This is a genomic window from Pseudophaeobacter sp. C1-32P7 (assembly GCF_041008775.1).
GTDB classification, from domain to species: Bacteria; Pseudomonadota; Alphaproteobacteria; order Rhodobacterales; family Rhodobacteraceae; genus Phycobacter; species Phycobacter gallaeciensis_A.
Genome location: NZ_JAXGFR010000011.1, coordinates 76,853 through 93,828, shown reverse-complemented (window position 1 = coordinate 93,828; position 16,976 = coordinate 76,853). Strand labels below are relative to the sequence as shown.

General features: G+C 62.0%; 11 protein-coding genes. 4 read left to right on the top strand and 7 right to left on the bottom strand.

The genetic code is table 11. From position 1 onward, the window contains the following. Positions 1–372: 372 nt before the first annotated feature. The 5 genes from SM763_RS16095 to SM763_RS16075 all read right to left on the bottom strand — a co-directional run bounded on the left by SM763_RS16095 (position 373) and on the right by SM763_RS16075 (position 5,786). Entirely contained in the window at positions 373–1,152 is a 780-nt protein-coding gene (locus tag SM763_RS16095; RefSeq protein WP_274836713.1) for a gamma-glutamyl-gamma-aminobutyrate hydrolase family protein, read from the bottom strand. Between the two features lie 218 nt (positions 1,153–1,370). Further along, entirely contained in the window at positions 1,371–1,796 is a 426-nt protein-coding gene (locus SM763_RS16090) for a GlcG/HbpS family heme-binding protein (protein ID WP_065273079.1), read from the bottom strand. Positions 1,797–1,872: 76 nt separating this feature from the next. Continuing rightward, the gene (locus SM763_RS16085; RefSeq protein WP_490363290.1) at positions 1,873–3,996 is read right to left on the bottom strand and encodes a malate synthase G; all 2,124 of its coding nucleotides are present in this window, start codon (positions 3,994–3,996) and stop codon (positions 1,873–1,875) included. Between the two features lie 117 nt (positions 3,997–4,113). After that, the gene (locus SM763_RS16080; protein ID WP_342456086.1) at positions 4,114–4,269 is read right to left on the bottom strand and encodes a DUF2256 domain-containing protein; all 156 of its coding nucleotides are present in this window, start codon (positions 4,267–4,269) and stop codon (positions 4,114–4,116) included. A gap of 8 nt (positions 4,270–4,277) precedes the next feature. Beyond that, a complete protein-coding gene (locus SM763_RS16075) occupies positions 4,278–5,786 on the bottom strand; it encodes an FAD-binding domain-containing protein (protein ID WP_368999159.1) in 1,509 nt (502 codons plus the stop codon). 184 nt (positions 5,787–5,970) lie between these two features. Here SM763_RS16075 and pepN point away from each other — a divergent pair, with 184 nt between their 5' ends. From pepN to SM763_RS16060, 3 genes are all read left to right on the top strand, one after another. Beyond that, on the top strand, positions 5,971–8,535 hold the full coding sequence (gene pepN, locus SM763_RS16070; RefSeq protein ID WP_368999158.1) for an aminopeptidase N: 2,565 nt from the start codon (positions 5,971–5,973) through the stop codon (positions 8,533–8,535). 16 nt (positions 8,536–8,551) lie between these two features. Continuing rightward, positions 8,552–8,998, top strand: a complete 447-nt coding sequence (locus tag SM763_RS16065; RefSeq protein WP_368999157.1) for a hypothetical protein — start codon at positions 8,552–8,554, stop codon at positions 8,996–8,998. A 160-nt stretch (positions 8,999–9,158) separates the two neighbouring features. Further along, a complete protein-coding gene (locus SM763_RS16060) occupies positions 9,159–10,457 on the top strand; it encodes a hypothetical protein (RefSeq protein WP_368999156.1) in 1,299 nt (432 codons plus the stop codon). 90 nt (positions 10,458–10,547) lie between these two features. Here SM763_RS16060 and SM763_RS16055 read toward each other — a convergent pair whose 3' ends face one another. Together SM763_RS16055 and SM763_RS16050 are read right to left on the bottom strand one after the other, a co-directional pair. Further along, entirely contained in the window at positions 10,548–12,914 is a 2,367-nt protein-coding gene (locus SM763_RS16055; protein ID WP_368999155.1) for a Tex family protein, read from the bottom strand. A gap of 127 nt (positions 12,915–13,041) precedes the next feature. After that, a complete protein-coding gene (locus tag SM763_RS16050; protein WP_368999154.1) occupies positions 13,042–14,796 on the bottom strand; it encodes a calcium-binding protein in 1,755 nt (584 codons plus the stop codon). Positions 14,797–15,161: 365 nt separating this feature from the next. Between SM763_RS16050 and gatB the strand changes: the two genes are divergently transcribed. Next, positions 15,162–16,670: an Asp-tRNA(Asn)/Glu-tRNA(Gln) amidotransferase subunit GatB gene (gatB, locus tag SM763_RS16045; protein WP_368999153.1), complete on the top strand. Its 1,509-nt coding sequence runs from the start codon at positions 15,162–15,164 to the stop codon at positions 16,668–16,670. The last annotated feature ends 306 nt before the right edge of the window (positions 16,671–16,976 follow it).

Genomic DNA, 16,976 nt, shown 5'->3' with positions numbered 1-16,976 from the left:
GGATCCATTTTGTTTTTCGTGGGGTCAATATTATGCTTGACGTCAATAAAGACTGCTTGGATTCAATGTGATAAAAAATCTTTGAAAATCAACCCTATATACAGGTATCTGTCGACCAAATCGCCAAGGTTTCACTTTGTGTCGATGGTCGCTTATCGTGTGTTGGCAATGGTATTCGGGACAGTAGCATTGATTTGGGGCGCCGCCGTTCTCATTGCGTCATTATCCACCATGAGTTGACAAGTTCAATCGATGGCGGAGTCGAGATACCCCGGAAAGCAATTCTTCTTTGGGCTCAAAGCGGACCAACGCGATTGGGAGGGGATATTTCGTTCACCCTCTCCCCCACGTTCGACTGAGACGAGCTCCCGATCAGGCCGACTTCTGCAACGGTTTAGGACGCGCGCCATCCGCCCAGTCGCTTGCCGCTTCGCCAAAGGCCTGGAACAGAGGGCGCGACACGGGATCGTTCGCCGCGTCCCATTCCGGGTGCCATTGCACCGCGAGGGTAAATCCGGGCGCATCCTCGACATAGATCGCCTCGGGCGTGCCATCGGGGGCGTAGCCGTCGATCACGATGCGGGTGCCCGGCTGTTTGATGCCTTGCCCGTGCAGCGTGTTGGTCATTACCTCTTCAGCGCCGAACAGGCGGTGGAACACGCCGCCGCTGGTCAGCTTTACCGAATGGCGCAGGGCGAATTTCTCTTCCAGGGTGCCATCGGGGGGCATGCGGTGGTTCATCCGGCCCGGCAGATCGCGGATCTCGGGGTATAGCGTACCACCCATGGCGACGTTCACCTCCTGAAAGCCGCGGCAGATGCCAAGGAAGGGTTGGCCCCGCTCGACGCAGGCGCGCACCAGCGGTAGGACGATGGCATCGCGGGCGCGGTCAAAGGCGCCGTGGGCTTCGGTCTCTTCCTCGCCGTATTCGTTGGGATGCACGTTCGGACGTCCACCCGTCAGCAGGAAACCGTCAAAGGTCTCAAGCAGTTCTTCCACCGACAGGAAACGCGGATCCGAGGGGATCAGCAGCGGCATGCAGCCGGACACGTCGGCCACCGCTTCGGAGTTCATAGTACCACCGGCGTGGGTGGGGTACTGATCGTTCATCAGATAGGAATTGCCGATAATGCCAACTTTGGGCCGCGCCATGATCCACTCGCGAGTTATTGCCTTTTGGTGACCCTAGCGGCGCAGCGCCGGGCATTCAACTCGTCAGGGTGGCGCAGGCGCTTGTTCAGGTGCGCACAGGTGACAAAGCGGTGATTTTTAACGCAATCCTGCGGTAACGCCGCGTCAAAACGAAACGGCCCGCACCCCGGAACGGGTACAGGCCGGTTCATTGTTCGCCATTGCACAAAGGCGGGAGATCAGGCCTCGCCGACCAGCCCCACGGCCTCGATCCCGGCCAGCGCCGCTGCGGCATCGTTGTCCGAGGTATCGCCGGTGACGCCCACGGCGCCCAGCACGGCTCCCTTCTTGTCGCGCAGCAGAACGCCGCCGGGAACAGGCACGACCTGACCGCCGTAAACACCGTTCACCGCCGCCATGAAATAGGCCTGCTGTTCAGCCCGGGCCATCTGCGCCGAACCGGACATGCCCAGCATGACGGCGCCATAGGCCTTGCCGTGAGCGATTGCAAAACGGCCCGGTGCGGCACCGTCTTCGCGTTCAAAGGCTTGGACGTGCCCGCCCGCATCCAGCACCACCACCGACAGCGGTTTGAGGTTCAGCTCGCGGCCCTTTTCCAGCGCCTTGCGGATGATGGTACGTGCGCGTCTGAGTGAAATCGTCATCTGCGGTTTCCTTCTGATGAGTGAGTTTCAAAGAAAAGGACCGGGGACAGGCCCCGGTCCGATCAATCCGTGTGGGTCAGCCAGCCGCCTTCAGCTCAAGCCGACGGGCGTGCAGCACCGGCTCGGTATAGCCAGAGGGCTGGATGCGGCCCTTGAAGACCAGATCGCAGGCCGCCTGGAAGGCGATGCCGTCAAATCCAGGCGCCATCGGACGATAGGCCGGATCACCCTTGTTCTGCCCATCCACCACGGCAGCCATCTTCTGCATCGCTGCCATCACCTGCGCCTCGTCCACGATGCCGTGGTGCAGCCAGTTGGCCAGCGCCTGCGAGGAAATCCGGCAGGTCGCGCGGTCCTCCATCAGGCCAACGTTGTTGATGTCCGGCACCTTGGAGCAGCCGACGCCCTGATCGACCCAGCGCACCACATAGCCAAGGATGCCCTGAGCGTTGTTCTCGATTTCCTTGGCGATCTCATCATCCGACAGGTTCTGCCCTTCCATCACTGGGATGGTCAGCAGGTCCTCAAGGCTGCCACGAGCACCGCCCGCTTTCAGTTCGTCCTGACGCGCCAGCACATCAACCTTGTGATAGTGCGTGGCGTGCAGGGTCGCAGCGGTCGGGGACGGGACCCAGGCGCAGGTGGCGCCTGATTGCGGATGGCCAATCTTGGCCTCCAGCATTTCACCCATGCGGTCGGGCATAGCCCACATGCCTTTGCCGATCTGCGCGCGGCCCTTCAGACCACAGGCCAGACCGATATCGACGTTGCGATCCTCATAGGACGCGATCCAAGGGGTCGATTTCATCTCACCCTTGCGCAGCATGGCGCCTGCTTCCATCGAGGTGTGGATCTCGTCGCCGGTCCGGTCAAGGAAGCCTGTATTGATAAAGGCGACGCGGGATTTGGCGGCGCGGATGCATTCCTTCAGGTTCACAGAGGTGCGGCGTTCCTCGTCCATGATGCCGATCTTGACGGTGTTGCGCGGCAGGCCCAGCGCGCCCTCGACATGGTCGAAGATCTTCACCGCAAAGGCGACCTCTTCCGGCCCGTGCATCTTCGGCTTGACCACATAGACCGAGCCATGCAGCGAGTTACCGCCTTCGGACTTCAGGTCATGCATGGCGATCAGCACGGTGATCATGGCGTCCAGGAAGCCCTCGCCTGCCTCGCGGCCTGCGCTGTCCAGAACCGCCGAGTTGGTCATCAGGTGGCCCACGTTGCGGATCAGCAGCAGCGAGCGGCCTTTCAGCACAGCCGCCTCTCCCGCGGGCGTCGTGTAGGAGATGTCATCGTTGAGTACGCGGGTGAAGGATTTGCCGCCCTTGCTGACCTCTTCGGCCAGATCGCGCTTCATCAGGCCCAGCCAATTGGAATAGGCCTGAACCTTGTCCGCTGCATCGACGCATGCGACGGAATCTTCACAGTCCATGATTGTGGAAAGTGCCGATTCCAGGGTGATGTCGTTGATGCCTGCGCTGTCGCCTTTGCCGATATTACCGGTAGCGTCGATCTCGACGATCGCGTGCAACCCGTTGTTTTTCAGGAAAATCCGCGACGGGGCCGAGGCTTCTCCGGCGTGGCCCGCGAATTGCGCCGCATCCTTCAGCGCCGGAACCAGCGCACCATCCGCAACCGACAGGGCGTCGATATCAGCCCAGGAGCCAGCGGCCAGCGGGAAGGTTTCATCCAGGAACGCCCGGCCCCAGGCAATCACCCGGTCGCCGCGCGCCGCATCATAACCGCCCGCCGTCGGAAGATCGCCTATGGCATCGGTGCCGTAAAGCGCATCATAAAGCGATCCCCAGCGGGCGTTCGCCGCATTGAGCGCAAAGCGCGCATTGGTGATCGGTACCACCAACTGCGGCCCCGGTGTATGGGCGATCTCGGGGTCGACGTTCTCGGTTTCGATCTCGAAATCATCGCCTTCAGGCACAAGATAGCCCAGCTCGCGCAGGAAGCCAGTATAGGCCTCCGCGTCATGCGGTTGGCCCCGGCGTTCAACGTGCCAGGCATCGATGCGGCCCTGGATGTCTTCGCGTTTGGCCAGCAGGGCGCGGTTTTCATCGCCCATGCCATTCACAAGGCCGGACAGCCCCGCCCAGAAAGCATCGGCGCTGACACCGGTGCCCGGCAAAGCCTTGGCTTCGATAAAGTCAGCCAGCTCGGATGCGACCTGCATCCCGTGAATGTCTTTCATGTCTGCCATCGGCTCTCTCCTCGCAGGTAAACGTTGGTCAGTTTCCCCGATACAGGAAAAGTTTCCTATCGGCAACAAGGGTGGTAAACCTTTTTTACCAATTTAAGCGCAGCTGTTTCAAATCTTCTTTGCAGATGCGCCCTTTGCCATGCCGCGACAACGGGCCGAGCAATAGATGACCTGCTCCCAGTCCCGCGCCCATTTGCGCCGCCAGGCAAAGGGGCGCGCGCAAACCGGGCAGGTCTTCGTCGGTAGCTCTGTTTTCTTCCTCATACGTGCCATTAAAAATCAAAACTCAGCTGATCAGCGCCCTTCGCAGGCTTTTTGACCTGCCTGCCCCGGGTCGGCGGGGGTTTGCGGCTGGCGTGTTTCTTGACGATGCGGCGGGCGACGGGGCGAAATCCATCCTGCTGCCGCACAGCCCAGACCGCATCGCGCGCCGCCCGCGCCGCTGTCTGCACATCGACGATTGGAGCCGGATATGCCTGCCCCAGCAGCCGCCCAGCACCCTGCCACTTCCACGGCTCCTGCAGGAACCGGTCCGGCACCTCGGCCAGTTCCGGCAACCATGCCCGGGTAAAGGCGCCTGTGGGGTCCTGATCCAGCCCCTGTTTCACCGGGTTGTAGATCCGAAGGGTGTTCATGCCCGTAGTGCCTGACTGCATTTGCACCTGGCTCCAGTGGATGCCTGGCTCGTAATCGGTGAACATGCGCGCCAGATGTCGGCCGGTTGCCCGCCAATCGAGCCACAGATGGTAAGAGGCTACCGACATCACCATCGCCCGCATACGGAAATTGAGCCATCCGGTGGCGGTCAGGCTGCGCATGCAGGCATCAACAAAGGGCAGCCCGGTTTCGCCCCTCTGCCAGGCCGCCAGTCGAGCGGCATCCAGTTCCATGGGCCTTAGCCCTTCAAACGCCGGATGCAGGCAGCGGTGTTCGATATCAGGCTGGTCCTCCAGCTTCTGCATGAAGTGATCGCGCCAGGCCAGACGCGCCTGAAAGGATTTCAACGATCCGGGCCAACCGGCCTTGCGCCCTTCCTCCTGTCCGGCTTTCGTGGCCTGCACCACCTCGCGCACGGAGAGCGTGCCAAAGGCGAAATGCGGCGACAGGCGGGAACAGGCCGTCGCCCCCTCCAGAGGCGATGACATGGCGCGGCGATAGTGCTGACCGCGATGGTCCAGAAAACTGTCAAGGCAGCGCAACCCCGCCCGGCGTCCGCCCGGTTGCGCATCGACAATCCCGTCAGGCATCAGCCCAAGGTCTGCGGCCGGAGGCATAGGATCGCTGTCGCAGCGTATCCCGTCGATGTGATCGGGCGCACTGACCGGCGCCTGCCCCATGAAACCGTTCCGCTCCCGCTGCCAGCCGTCCCGTGCCATCAGACCGCGCACCACTCCGCATTGCGGCAACTCGGTCCAGCGGATGCCACGCGCCCGCGCCCACCCCGCGACGCGCCTGTCGCGGGCATAGGTCCACCCGTTTCCGGTTTCCTCATGGCTGACCAGATGGTCGACAGCGTACTGCCCCGCCAGCCCTTCCAGCACCTCAACCGCATCTCCAAAACGAAGAACCAGATCCGCGCCCCGGCGGCGCAGCGCCTCACGCAGGCCGGGCAGGCTTTGCCGCAGGAAATCATACTGTCGGGCAGAGGCATCCGGCAGCCGCCACAATTCCGGTTCGACAACATATAAGCACAGGACCGGCCCGCCCAAGGCGACCGCATGTGCCAGCGCCGGATGATCCTCAATGCGCAGGTCGCGCTTGAACCACAGGATTGTCGTCATTGCCGGGCGGCGCCTCCTTGTCTGCTGCCCCGCGCCAAGGGCCGGGCGCGATTTGCGCGCTCTGCGCTTGCTGCTCCGGGCTGCATTGCATACCACTATGCTCAAGATACGCGCGCCCCTGCCTGCCGGTTCAAAACAATCCAGGCAGGAAACGCGCCGCGCCACAGATCCACAGGAGCCCGCCATGAAAGATGCCGCACCCGAAACCGCGCCCGAGACATTCTATCTGAAGGACTACACGCCCTTCGGGTTCGAGGTGCAGAGCGTCGAGCTGACCTTCAGGCTGGCGCCCGGGGCGACACGGGTTCTGAGCCGGATCCACTTTGCCCCGAAGCCCGGCGCGGCAAACCCCGAATTCTTCCTGCACGGCGAACAGCTGAGCCTGATCAGCGCAGCGGTGGATGGCGCCCCCGTGACCCCCACACTTACCGAGGGCGGTCTGACCTGCGATGTGCCAGACCAGCCCTTTGTCTGGGAGGCGGAGGTCGAGATCGACCCACAGGGGAACACCGCGCTCGAAGGGCTTTATATGTCGAACGGCATGTATTGCACGCAATGCGAGGCCGAGGGATTTCGCAAGATCACCTATTACCCCGACCGCCCCGATGTGATGTCCACCTTCAAGGTCCGCATCGAAGGAGATGAGCCGGTAAAACTCTCAAACGGCAACCCCACCGACAGCGGCGCGGGCTGGGCCGAATGGCACGATCCCTGGCCCAAACCTGCCTATCTCTTTGCCCTGGTGGCAGGCGATCTGGTCAACCATCCCGACAGTTTCACCACCATGTCCGGCAAGGAGGTCGAGCTGAACATCTGGGTGCGCCCGGGGGACGAGGGCAAATGCGCCTTTGGCATGGAGGCGCTGAAGAAGTCCATGAAATGGGACGAGGATGTCTATGGCCGCGAATATGACCTAGATATCTTCAACATCGTGGCCGTGGATGACTTCAACATGGGCGCGATGGAGAACAAGGGCCTCAATATCTTCAACTCCTCCTGCGTTCTGGCCTCGCCCGAGACCTCGACCGATGCCAATTTCGAACGCATCGAGGCGATCATCGCGCATGAGTATTTCCACAACTGGACCGGCAACCGCATCACCTGCCGCGACTGGTTCCAGCTCTGCCTGAAAGAAGGTCTGACCGTCTTCCGCGACGCCCAGTTCACCGCCGATATGCGCTCCGCTCCGGTCAAGCGGATTTCGGACGTGATCGACCTGCGCGCCCGACAGTTCCCCGAGGACGGCGGTCCGCTCGCCCACCCGGTGCGCCCCGAACAGTTCCAGGAAATCAACAACTTCTATACTGCCACCGTCTATGAAAAAGGCGCCGAGGTGATCGGCATGCTGAAACGTCTGGTGGGCGATGAAGATTACGCCAAGGCGGTAACGCTGTATTTTGACCGCCACGACGGGCAGGCCTGCACCATCGAAGACTGGCTGAAAGTTTTTGAGGACGCCACCGGACGCGATCTGTCTCAATTCAAACGCTGGTACAGCCTGGCAGGCACGCCGCATCTGAAAGTGTCGGAAGACTATGCCGATGGCACCTACACGCTGACCTTTGAGCAAAGCACGCCCCCCACCCCCGGCCAGCCGGACAAGGATCCCCGCGTGATCCCCATTGCGGTCGGCCTGCTCGGTCCGAACGGCGATGAAGTCTGCGCCACCCGGGTGTTGGAAATGACCGAGACAAAGCAAAGCTTTACCTTCGATGGGCTGGCCGCAAAGCCGGTTCCTTCGATCCTGCGCGAATTCTCGGCGCCGGTGATCCTGGAGCGCGAGACATCCAACGCCGAGCGCGCCTTTTTGCTGGCCCATGACACCGATCCCTTCAACCGCTGGGAGGCCGGCAATGCGCTTGCCCGCGAAGCGCGGGTTGCCATGGTGCTCGAAGGCGCCGCGCCGGATGCCGATTACCTGGATGCGCTACAGAAACTGCTGCGCGACGACAGCCAGGATCCGGCATTTCGCGCGCTGGTACTGTCGCCGCCCAGCCAGTCCGACATCGCCCAGACCCTGTTTGAGCGCGGCCATGTGCCGGATCCGCAAAAGATCTTTGATGCGGCGGAAACCTTTGCTCAGACGTTAGCACAGCAGCTCGCCGACAGCCTGCCCAGGCTTTATGCGGATACCACCGTTTCAGGCGCCTATTCCCCGGATGCGACAAGCAGCGGCAAGCGTGATCTCAACGGGCGCATCCTGTCGCTTCTGACCCGGCTTGACGGCGGTCAGCAAGCGGCGCGCCAGTATGAAGACGCCGACAACATGACCCAGCAATACGCAGCCCTCGCCTGCCTGCTGAAGGCTGAAAAAGGTGATGCGCAATCGCAGGCCTTCTTTGAGCAATGGAAAGGCGACCGGCTGGTGATGGACAAATGGTTTGCCTTGCAGATCGCCTCTGCAGCGCCGGAAACCGCTGCGTCCGTTGCGCGCGATCTCACCCAGCATGAATTGTTCACCCTGAAGAACCCCAACCGGTTCCGCGCGGTGATGGGGGCACTGGCAGGCCATCACGCCGGGTTCCACCATGCCTCGGGCGCGGGTTATCGGTTGCTGGCCGAGAACCTGATCGCCCTTGATAAGCTGAACCCGCAGACCACCGCCCGCATGTGCGCCGCCTTCCAGACCTGGAAACGCTACGACGCAGACCGTCAGGCGCTGATCCGGACGGAGCTAGAGCGGATCGCGGGCACCGAGGGGCTGAGCCGTGACACCACCGAAATGGTGACCCGGATCCTGGATGCCTAAGGAGAACACTCCTCCCATGCCGAAAACCGCCCCTGTGGAAGACTATCACTTCCGTCGGCAGGGGCGGTCTCCCGCACTGGTTCTGGCGCTCGCGGCCTGGCTTGCGGCGCTGGCCGGGCTGTATTTCTATGCGCAGGCAACGCCATGGCTGATTGCGCTGTTGTTCCTGCCGGTCATTCCCGGCCTGTTCGATCTGGTAAAGAACCCGGGCTCCGGCCTTGATGTGACGGCGGAGCAGATCGTCTGGTTCACCGGCGGCGAGCGTACGGACCTGCCGCTGTCACGCATCGCGCAGCTACGGCTTGATACCCGGCTGGATCTTTCGATCCGCGCAACTCTGATCCTGACAACGGGCAACAAGCTGCGACTGCCGCAGCCCGTCGTGCCGCCTGTGGCCGAACTGATCCACGCGCTGGATCAGCGCGGCATCGCCCATGAGCGGCATCATTTCTCACTTTTTTAGTATTATTTTACAGGTTTACCCTGTTCGTTATACCTTTTCGAAAGGACCTCTCCCGTTTTTCCGGATCGGCTCCTTCAGTTCCCCAGAGCTGCCATTTTTGCGCCGCAATGCGCCATCAGTTTGCGAGGGACGAAGCAGTACCAATTCGCCGGAAACGAGAATGCCAAGATCCCCCTTTCAACTTTTGGATATCCTGTCCCGCCTCCCCGTTTCCCTGCCTGACCGGCTGAAACGACGCGACGCCACGACCGCCGTTGCGGCACCGGCCTCAGTGCGCGCTGAGCCAGCGGCCCACTATGCGCGTCCGGAGGATAGCCTGTCGATCTCGATCTGCACTGAGAGCGACGAGGATACCGCCTGCTGTGCCTTGCAGAAGGAGGGGCAGTTCCTTGCCCGACAAGAGCGCTGGCAGGAGCTCTCGGACCGGATCGCAGAGGCCGATCAGGCACGGTTCACCACTCCCGGCGGCATGCCCGAAGCCGAGCTTCTGGCCTATGGCGCACGCGCCGATGTGGTCAACGCGGTGGAACATGCCCTGAACGATGGGCAGCCACGCGATCAACGGCAGCTTATCGACGGGGTGATGGCACTAGAGGCCATCCGCAAGGATCACCGCAAAGACCCCTATCTGACCGCGCTGATCGCGCTGGCCCATATCGATATCGGCTGGGTCTGGCGAGGTCCGGGACTTGAGGAAACCGTCTCCAAGGTACACCTACGGCGCTGCGCCGCCCATTTTGAACGCGCTGCCACGCTGCTATCGGGCATCGCGCCCGGTCTGCCCGGCAGCGCCTTCCTTGCAGCGGCGGACTGCGCGCTCTTTGCCGCCCGCCGCTCCGAAACGCTGCATGTGGCCGATGCCTATGCCCGGCTGATCGATCTGGCACCGCGGAACCACCGCCCCATGCGCGCCCTTGGGCTTCAGATGCTGCCACGTTGCTCCGGTTCCTATCCGGCGCTGGAGCTGGAGGCCCGCCGCACCGCTTCGCGCACGCAGGATATCTGGGGCTCCGGTGGCTACACTTGGGTCTATTTCGACGCCCTTGCCACCGACTCGGCAGCCGGGGCCCTGGTCGATCCGCAGTTTTTCATCGACGGGCTGAAGGACATCCTGGCCACCCATCCCTCGCAGGATATGGCGAACCTTCTCAGCGCCTATTGCGCGGTGGCACTGGGCGGCGCGCAGATGGATGGCACGACGCCGCAGACGCCCCGGCAGGAAATCGCAAGCGCCGCCAGCTGGCTGATCCGCGACCACTTGCGCGAAGTACATCCCCTGATCTGGGCCCATGCGGCGAACGGGTTTGACAACAGCGCCCGGGTTACCTCGCTGCGCCGCTTCTCGGCCCGCGGGCAAGCACAGGCTATGAGCTTTATCGCGCAGATTTTCCGGGATGAGATCGCCCATGGCCAGAAGATCGCCATCACGCCGGACGGGCTGCACGTGACCACCGGCTAGGCGCGCGCCCTCGGGCAACGCAGCACTGTCAACAGACACAGAAAAGGCCGGGACATGCCCGGCCTTTTGCGTTGCGGCTTCACCCGACGTTCAGGTTTTCTTGAAGGCATCCATCAGTGCTGCGCCCAGCGCGCCGGTGGCGCCACCTTTCTCCTGCGCCGTTTTGCCCTTGGGGCCAGCCGTCATCTTCCCCCGCGCAGGCGGTTTGCCACCGCGACGGTTGCCCGGCCCCTGCCCCGGACCAGCGCCGCGTTCCTTGCGGTTTTCCCGGGCCGACGCGCCGCCGTCCTTTTTCATCGTCAGGGCGATCCGTTTACGCGGCACGTCCACCTCGGTCACGGTGACCTTCACCACCTGCCCGGCTTTCACCACCTCGTGCGGGTCCTTCACGAACCGGTCGGCCAGTTGGCTGACATGCACCAGGCCGTCCTGATGCACGCCAATGTCCACGAAGGCGCCAAAGGCCGCGACATTGGTCACCGTACCTTCCAGCACCATGCCGGGTTTCAGATCGGTGATCTCCTCAACCCCGTCGGTAAAGGAAGCAGTGACAAAACTGGGGCGCGGATCGCGGCCGGGTTTTTCCAACTCGCTCAGGATGTCGCGCACCGTAGGCAGGCCAAAGCTCTCATCGACGAAGTCTTCGGCGCGGATGCCGCGCAGGGCGGTATTGTCCCCCATGATCTGACGGATATCCCGCCCGCAGGCCGTCACAATCTTGCGCGCAACGCCGTAAGCCTCGGGGTGCACAGAGGATGCATCCAGCGGCTCCTTGCCGTCCCGGATACGCAGGAAGCCCGCGCATTGTTCAAAAGCCTTGGGGCCAAGCCGCGCAACCTTCAGCAGCTCCTTTCGGGACTGGAACGCCCCGGCGGCATCCCGATGCGCCACGATCGCCTCGGCCAGCCCGGGTCCAAGCCCCGAGACATGCGCCAGAAGCGGCGCCGAAGCCATGTTGAGGTCGACGCCAACGGCGTTCACCACATCCTCGATCACCGCCTCCAGTGATTTCGACAGTTTGTGCTGATCGACATCGTGCTGGTACTGGCCAACGCCGATGCTCTTAGGCTCGATCTTCACCAATTCGGCCAACGGGTCCTGCAGACGGCGGGCAATGGAAACCGCGCCGCGCAAGGAAACATCGAGATCGGGAAATTCCCGCGCCGCCAGTTCGGAGGCGGAATAGACCGAGGCGCCCGCTTCGGAGACCACCACCTTGGTCGGCGCCTTGATCTTGGCCGGCAGGTTCTTCAGCACCTCGGCCACCATCCGCTCGGTCTCGCGAGAGGCGGTACCATTGCCGATGGCGATCAGCTCGACGCCGTGCTCCGCGATCAGCTTCAGGATCGATACCTGCGCCCCGCGCAGATCGTTCTTGGGCTGAAACGGATACAGCGTCTCTGTGGCCACCAATTTCCCGGTCGCATCAACCACTGCCGCCTTGACGCCGGTGCGAATGCCCGGGTCCAGCCCGAGGGTCGGCCGCGCACCGGCTGGCGCTGCGAAGAGGAGATCCTTGAGGTTGCGGGCAAAGACCTGGATCGCATCCTCCTGCGCCCTGGCGCGCAGATCGCCCATCAGTTCCAGCATCATCGACAGCGACAGTTTCACCCTCCAGGTCCAGCCTGCGACCTTGCGCAGCCATTTGTCGCCGGGCCCATCGCCGCCAGCCCCCAGAACTGCGGCCACCATGGCCTCGGCCTTTGCCACGCCCTCTTCCGGGTCGGGGCCGATATCCAGCGTCAGAACCCCTTCGTTCGAGCCGCGCAGCATCGCCAGCGCCCGGTGCGAGGGTACATCGGCCCAGCGTTCGCGATGATCGAAATAATCAGAGAATTTGGCGCCTTCCTGCTCCTTGCCTTCGACCACCCGTGCGGTCAGCAGTGCGTCGCGCTGCAGGAACTCCCGCAGACGCCCCAGAAGGTCGGCGTTCTCGGTCAGGCGCTCGGTCAGGATATCGCGCGCACCGTTCAGGGCATCCTTCACCGTCGCCACCGCCTCGGTGATATAGCCTTCGGCCAACGCCTCGGGCTCAAGGTTGCGGTCGGCAAGGATCGCCTCGGCCAATGGTTCCAGCCCGTTTTCCCGCGCGATCATCGCCTTGGTACGACGCTTGGGCTTGTAGGGCAGATAGATATCTTCAAGCTGCGCCTTGGTCTCGGCCTTGGCAATCTTGGCTGCCAGATCATCGGTCAACTTGTCCTGACTGCGGATCGATTCGAGAATGGTTCCCCGGCGCGATTCCAGCTCCCGCAGGTAGGATAGGCGCTCGTCCAGGGTACGCAGCTGGGTATCGTCCAGCCCGCCGGTCACCTCTTTGCGGTAGCGGGCGACAAAAGGCACCGTCGCACCCTCATCCAACAACTGCACGGCGGCGCTGACCTGTTTGGCGGCAGCGCCGATTTCGGTTGCGATGGTCTGGGCGATGCGGGCGCTGATCTCGGGCGATGTATCCACGGGCGGGGTCCTCTTCCTTGGCGCGGTCATGGCGCGGGGAGACCCTTCTTAGCCTTGGCGACAGGAGCCGCCAAGGGGGTGACGAATGCACCTGCGCGCATCCGCCATTTTTCAGCCGTCAGGGCGCTCAGAAGTAGATGAAGTCATCCCAGCTGAGTTCAGAGGCACTGACATTTTCAAGCAGCACCGTATCGCCCGCGCCATAGCCAACCAACGTGCCATCGACCACCGAGGTGATGGTGATGTCCCCCCGGGTTACACCCTGCATTTCCAGCAAGTCGACACCCACTTCGAAATCGGTGATGACGTCAGCGTTGTCGCCTTGCTCAAAGGCGAAGACATCGAAACCGACGCCGCCGCTCAGGATGTCATTGCCGGTACCGCCAGCCAAATAGTCAAAGTCGGCACCGCCGCTGATCACATCGTCGCCGTCACCGCCAATCAGGTAATCAAAGCCATCACCACCCGTGAGAACGTCGTTACCATCCCCGCCAAGCAGATTGTCATCGCCTGCCCCGCCATCCAGCGTGTCGTGTCCAACACCCCCGTCAAGGCTGTCATGACCCGCGCCACCAAACAGCGCATCCTCGCCAAAGTTGCCCAGCAGCTCGTCACTCCCTGATCCGCCATAAACAACATCGTTGCCGCCATCGGCCCAGATGTAGTCATTGCCAAGTCCGCCATCCAGCGTGTCAGCGCCATAGTTGCTGGAGATGATATCGTCCTGGGCGCTGCCGATAAGGTTGCTCGCCTCGATACCGTCGATGGTGATGAAGCGGTTGCTGTAGAGGAATGTCATCTCGCTGAAGTCATAGCTGCCGCCGGCCTCCAGGCGCAGGCCTTCGTCTTGCCCGGCAACCCCCAGCTGGATCTGCTCGATACCGCGCAGCTCTGCATCCGCGCTGATGCGGTTGTTGTCGCTGCCGGTGAATTTCAGCGTGTCGATCCCGGAGCCACCGCTCACGACGCCATCCAGGCGCCCTTCCGCCGTCTCGTGCAGGATGAGATCATCGCCGCCGCCCCCGTACAGGGAATCGCGGCCCTCGCCACCATCCAGAGTGTCACTGCCATTGCTGCCGGAGAGAAGGTCGTCGCCAGAGCTGCCGACCAGGTGATCATCGCCATCGCGTCCAAAGATGCGATCATCCCCAGCATCACCCCAGATGTAGTCATCGCCAAGGCCGCCATCCAACGTGTCGTCACCGTAGCTGCTGATGATACTGTCGTTCTGGGCACTGCCGGTGACCTTGGTCGCCAACGTGCCATCGACAAAGATATCGCCGGTGCTGTCGAGGAAAGTAATCGCGCTGAAATTGTAGGAGCCGCCGGACTCAACCCGCAAATGGCCCGGTGTCTCCGCATCGCCCAGCTGGATCTGCTCAATGTCGATCAGCTGCGCATTCGCACCGATGGAGGCATTGTAGGGGCCGGTAAACCTCAGTGTGTCGATCCCGGCACCGCCGATCACGACGGTGTTCAGAGGCCCGTAAAGCGTGTTGTATTCGATCACGTCAGCGCTATCGGGATCCACCAGGGTAAAGTCCGATTGGTCGATATTGGCGGCATCGACGTTTTGCAGGAAGAAACTATCACCTTCGCCATAGGTCACAAGGGTACCGCCCTCGACCGAGGAAATCGTGACATCGGACCAGGCCGCGCCCCGAATTTCCAGCGTATCCTGTCCATCGACAAAATCGGTGATCGTGTCCATCCCATCGCCGGAGCGGAAGGCAAAATGGTTAGCACCAGCACCGCCAGTCAGCCTGTCAGAGCCACTTCCCGCGTAGAGGGTGTCGTTGCCAAGACCGCCATCGATCACATCATCGTAAGCGGTTCCGAAAAGGATATCGTCTGCGTCTGTTCCAGTTTTAATATTCGCCATATCGCCGGTGTCCTCTGTTGAATGTGGTATTTGCCATGCGTCAGCAAAAACCCGCACAGGGTGCATTTGCGCTCATCAACACAACCCTATCGAGTCTTTGATGTTTCCAATTTTTCGCTTAGGGCGAGGTAGTCATCTGGGCAGAGGCTCCTTCTCGGCGTCGAATAGCCCTGATTTTGTTATCCCGGCGGGAAAGCCACGGCCCGAAGCGATGGGCACGATCCGCGTCCATCCGGGCCGGACATTTAAAAGAGACACTTTGAACTAAACTGCAGGCCACAGGGGCGCTGCCGCCATTGCCTCTTGCTCCTCGCGCCCGGCAGCCCTAGAACGCTGGGCAAACCAGATATTAGGAGCCGGCACCCATGCTCGACCTGACATATGAACTCCCCAAGCCCAAGGTAATCTCGGGCGCCAAGCATGACTGGGAACTGGTCATCGGCATGGAGGTACATGCCCAGGTCAGCTCCAATGCGAAACTCTTCTCTGGCGCCTCGACCCAATTCGGCGCCGAGCCGAACTCCAACGTCTCTTTCGTTGATGCGGCGATGCCCGGCATGCTGCCGGTGATCAACGAATATTGCGTCGAACAGGCGGTGCGCACCGGGCTGGGCCTCAAGGCGGATATCAACCTATGGTCCGCCTTTGACCGCAAGAACTACTTCTACCCCGACCTGCCGCAGGGCTATCAGATTTCGCAGCTCTACCACCCCATCGTCGGCGAAGGCGAAGTTCTGGTGGAACTGGGCGATGGCACCGCGCGCATGGTGCGCATCGAACGTATCCACATGGAGCAGGACGCGGGCAAATCGATCCACGACATGGACCCCAACATGTCCTTTGTCGATCTCAACCGGACCGGCGTCTGCCTGATGGAGATCGTCTCGCGCCCCGACATCCGTGGCCCAGAAGAGGCCGCCGCCTATATCGCCAAGCTGCGCCAGATCATGCGTTACCTCGGCACCTGCGATGGCAACATGCAGAACGGCAACCTGCGCGCCGACGTCAACGTGTCTATCTGCCTGCCGGGCGCCTATGAGAAATACCAGGAAACCCAGGATTTCTCGCATCTCGGCACCCGCTGCGAGATCAAGAACATGAACTCCATGCGTTTTATCCAGCAGGCGATCGAGGTTGAAGCCCGCCGTCAGATCGCCATCGTCGAAGGTGGCGGCAAGGTCGAGCAGGAAACCCGTCTTTACGATCCGGACAAGGGTGAGACCCGCTCGATGCGCTCCAAGGAAGAAGCGCATGATTATCGATATTTCCCCGATCCCGACCTGCTGCCGCTGGAGATCGAACAGGACTGGGTAGACGGTATCGCCGCCAACCTGCCCGAGCTGCCGGACGAGAAAAAGGCCCGCTTTATCGCGGACTTCGGCCTCACCGATTATGATGCCTCGGTGCTGACCGCAGACGTGGAATCGGCGGCCTATTTCGACGAGGTCGCCAAGGGCCGCAACGGCAAGCTGGCCGCCAACTGGGTGATCAACGAGCTGTTTGGCCGCCTGAAGAAAGAAGACCACGACATTACCGACAGCCCGGTATCCCCGGCGCAACTGGGCGGAATCATTGACCTGATTTCCTCAGACGCCATTTCCGGCAAGATCGCCAAGGACCTGTTCGAGATCGTCTACACCGAAGGTGGCGACCCCGCGAAGATCGTCGAAGAGCGCGGCATGAAGCAGGTGACCGACACCGGTGCGATTGAGACCGCACTGGACGAGATCATCGCCGCCAACCCCGCGCAGGTGGAAAAGGCCAAAGTGAACCCGAAACTGGCGGGCTGGTTCGTTGGTCAGGTGATGAAGGCCACCGGCGGCAAGGCCAACCCCAAGGCGGTGAACGAGCTGGTCGCCAAGAAACTGGGCTAAGCCAAAGTACAACAACTATGAAAGGCGCTCCATCCGGGGCGCCTTTTTCGTTGTGCCCTTACGCCCGGTCGCCAGACCGGGCAGCCCCCGCCCGCCCCCCGGTCGGGCACTGCCCTTCTTGTTTGATAGCCGGACATCAACAGGCTCTTTTTCCAACTGCTTTCCCCTTTGGCCAAGCAAGTGGCCTAGGTCCGCGGCTGTTCAGGACTCTGACGCGGTCCTGCAATTTCCCTGCAATGGCGGACTGCAGGCTATCACATTGGCGCGCCCCAGGTCTCCCGCCGCTCCCAACTCGCGCCACCCGCA

What these genes read in the sequence shown, in the direction of transcription:
- SM763_RS16095 (WP_274836713.1), bottom strand. Translation starts at nt 1,152, where the DNA reads ATGGCGCGGCCCAAAGTTGGCATTATCGGCAATTCCTATCTGATGAAC.
- SM763_RS16090 (WP_065273079.1), bottom strand. Translation starts at nt 1,796, where the DNA reads ATGACGATTTCACTCAGACGCGCACGTACCATCATCCGCAAGGCGCTG.
- SM763_RS16085 (WP_490363290.1), bottom strand. Translation starts at nt 3,996, where the DNA reads ATGAAAGACATTCACGGGATGCAGGTCGCATCCGAGCTGGCTGACTTT.
- SM763_RS16080 (WP_342456086.1), bottom strand. Translation starts at nt 4,269, where the DNA reads ATGAGGAAGAAAACAGAGCTACCGACGAAGACCTGCCCGGTTTGCGCG.
- SM763_RS16075 (WP_368999159.1), bottom strand. Translation starts at nt 5,786, where the DNA reads ATGACGACAATCCTGTGGTTCAAGCGCGACCTGCGCATTGAGGATCAT.
- pepN (WP_368999158.1), top strand. Translation starts at nt 5,971, where the DNA reads ATGAAAGATGCCGCACCCGAAACCGCGCCCGAGACATTCTATCTGAAG.
- SM763_RS16065 (WP_368999157.1), top strand. Translation starts at nt 8,552, where the DNA reads ATGCCGAAAACCGCCCCTGTGGAAGACTATCACTTCCGTCGGCAGGGG.
- SM763_RS16060 (WP_368999156.1), top strand. Translation starts at nt 9,159, where the DNA reads ATGCCAAGATCCCCCTTTCAACTTTTGGATATCCTGTCCCGCCTCCCC.
- SM763_RS16050 (WP_368999154.1), bottom strand. Translation starts at nt 14,796, where the DNA reads ATGGCGAATATTAAAACTGGAACAGACGCAGACGATATCCTTTTCGGA.
- gatB (WP_368999153.1), top strand. Translation starts at nt 15,162, where the DNA reads ATGCTCGACCTGACATATGAACTCCCCAAGCCCAAGGTAATCTCGGGC.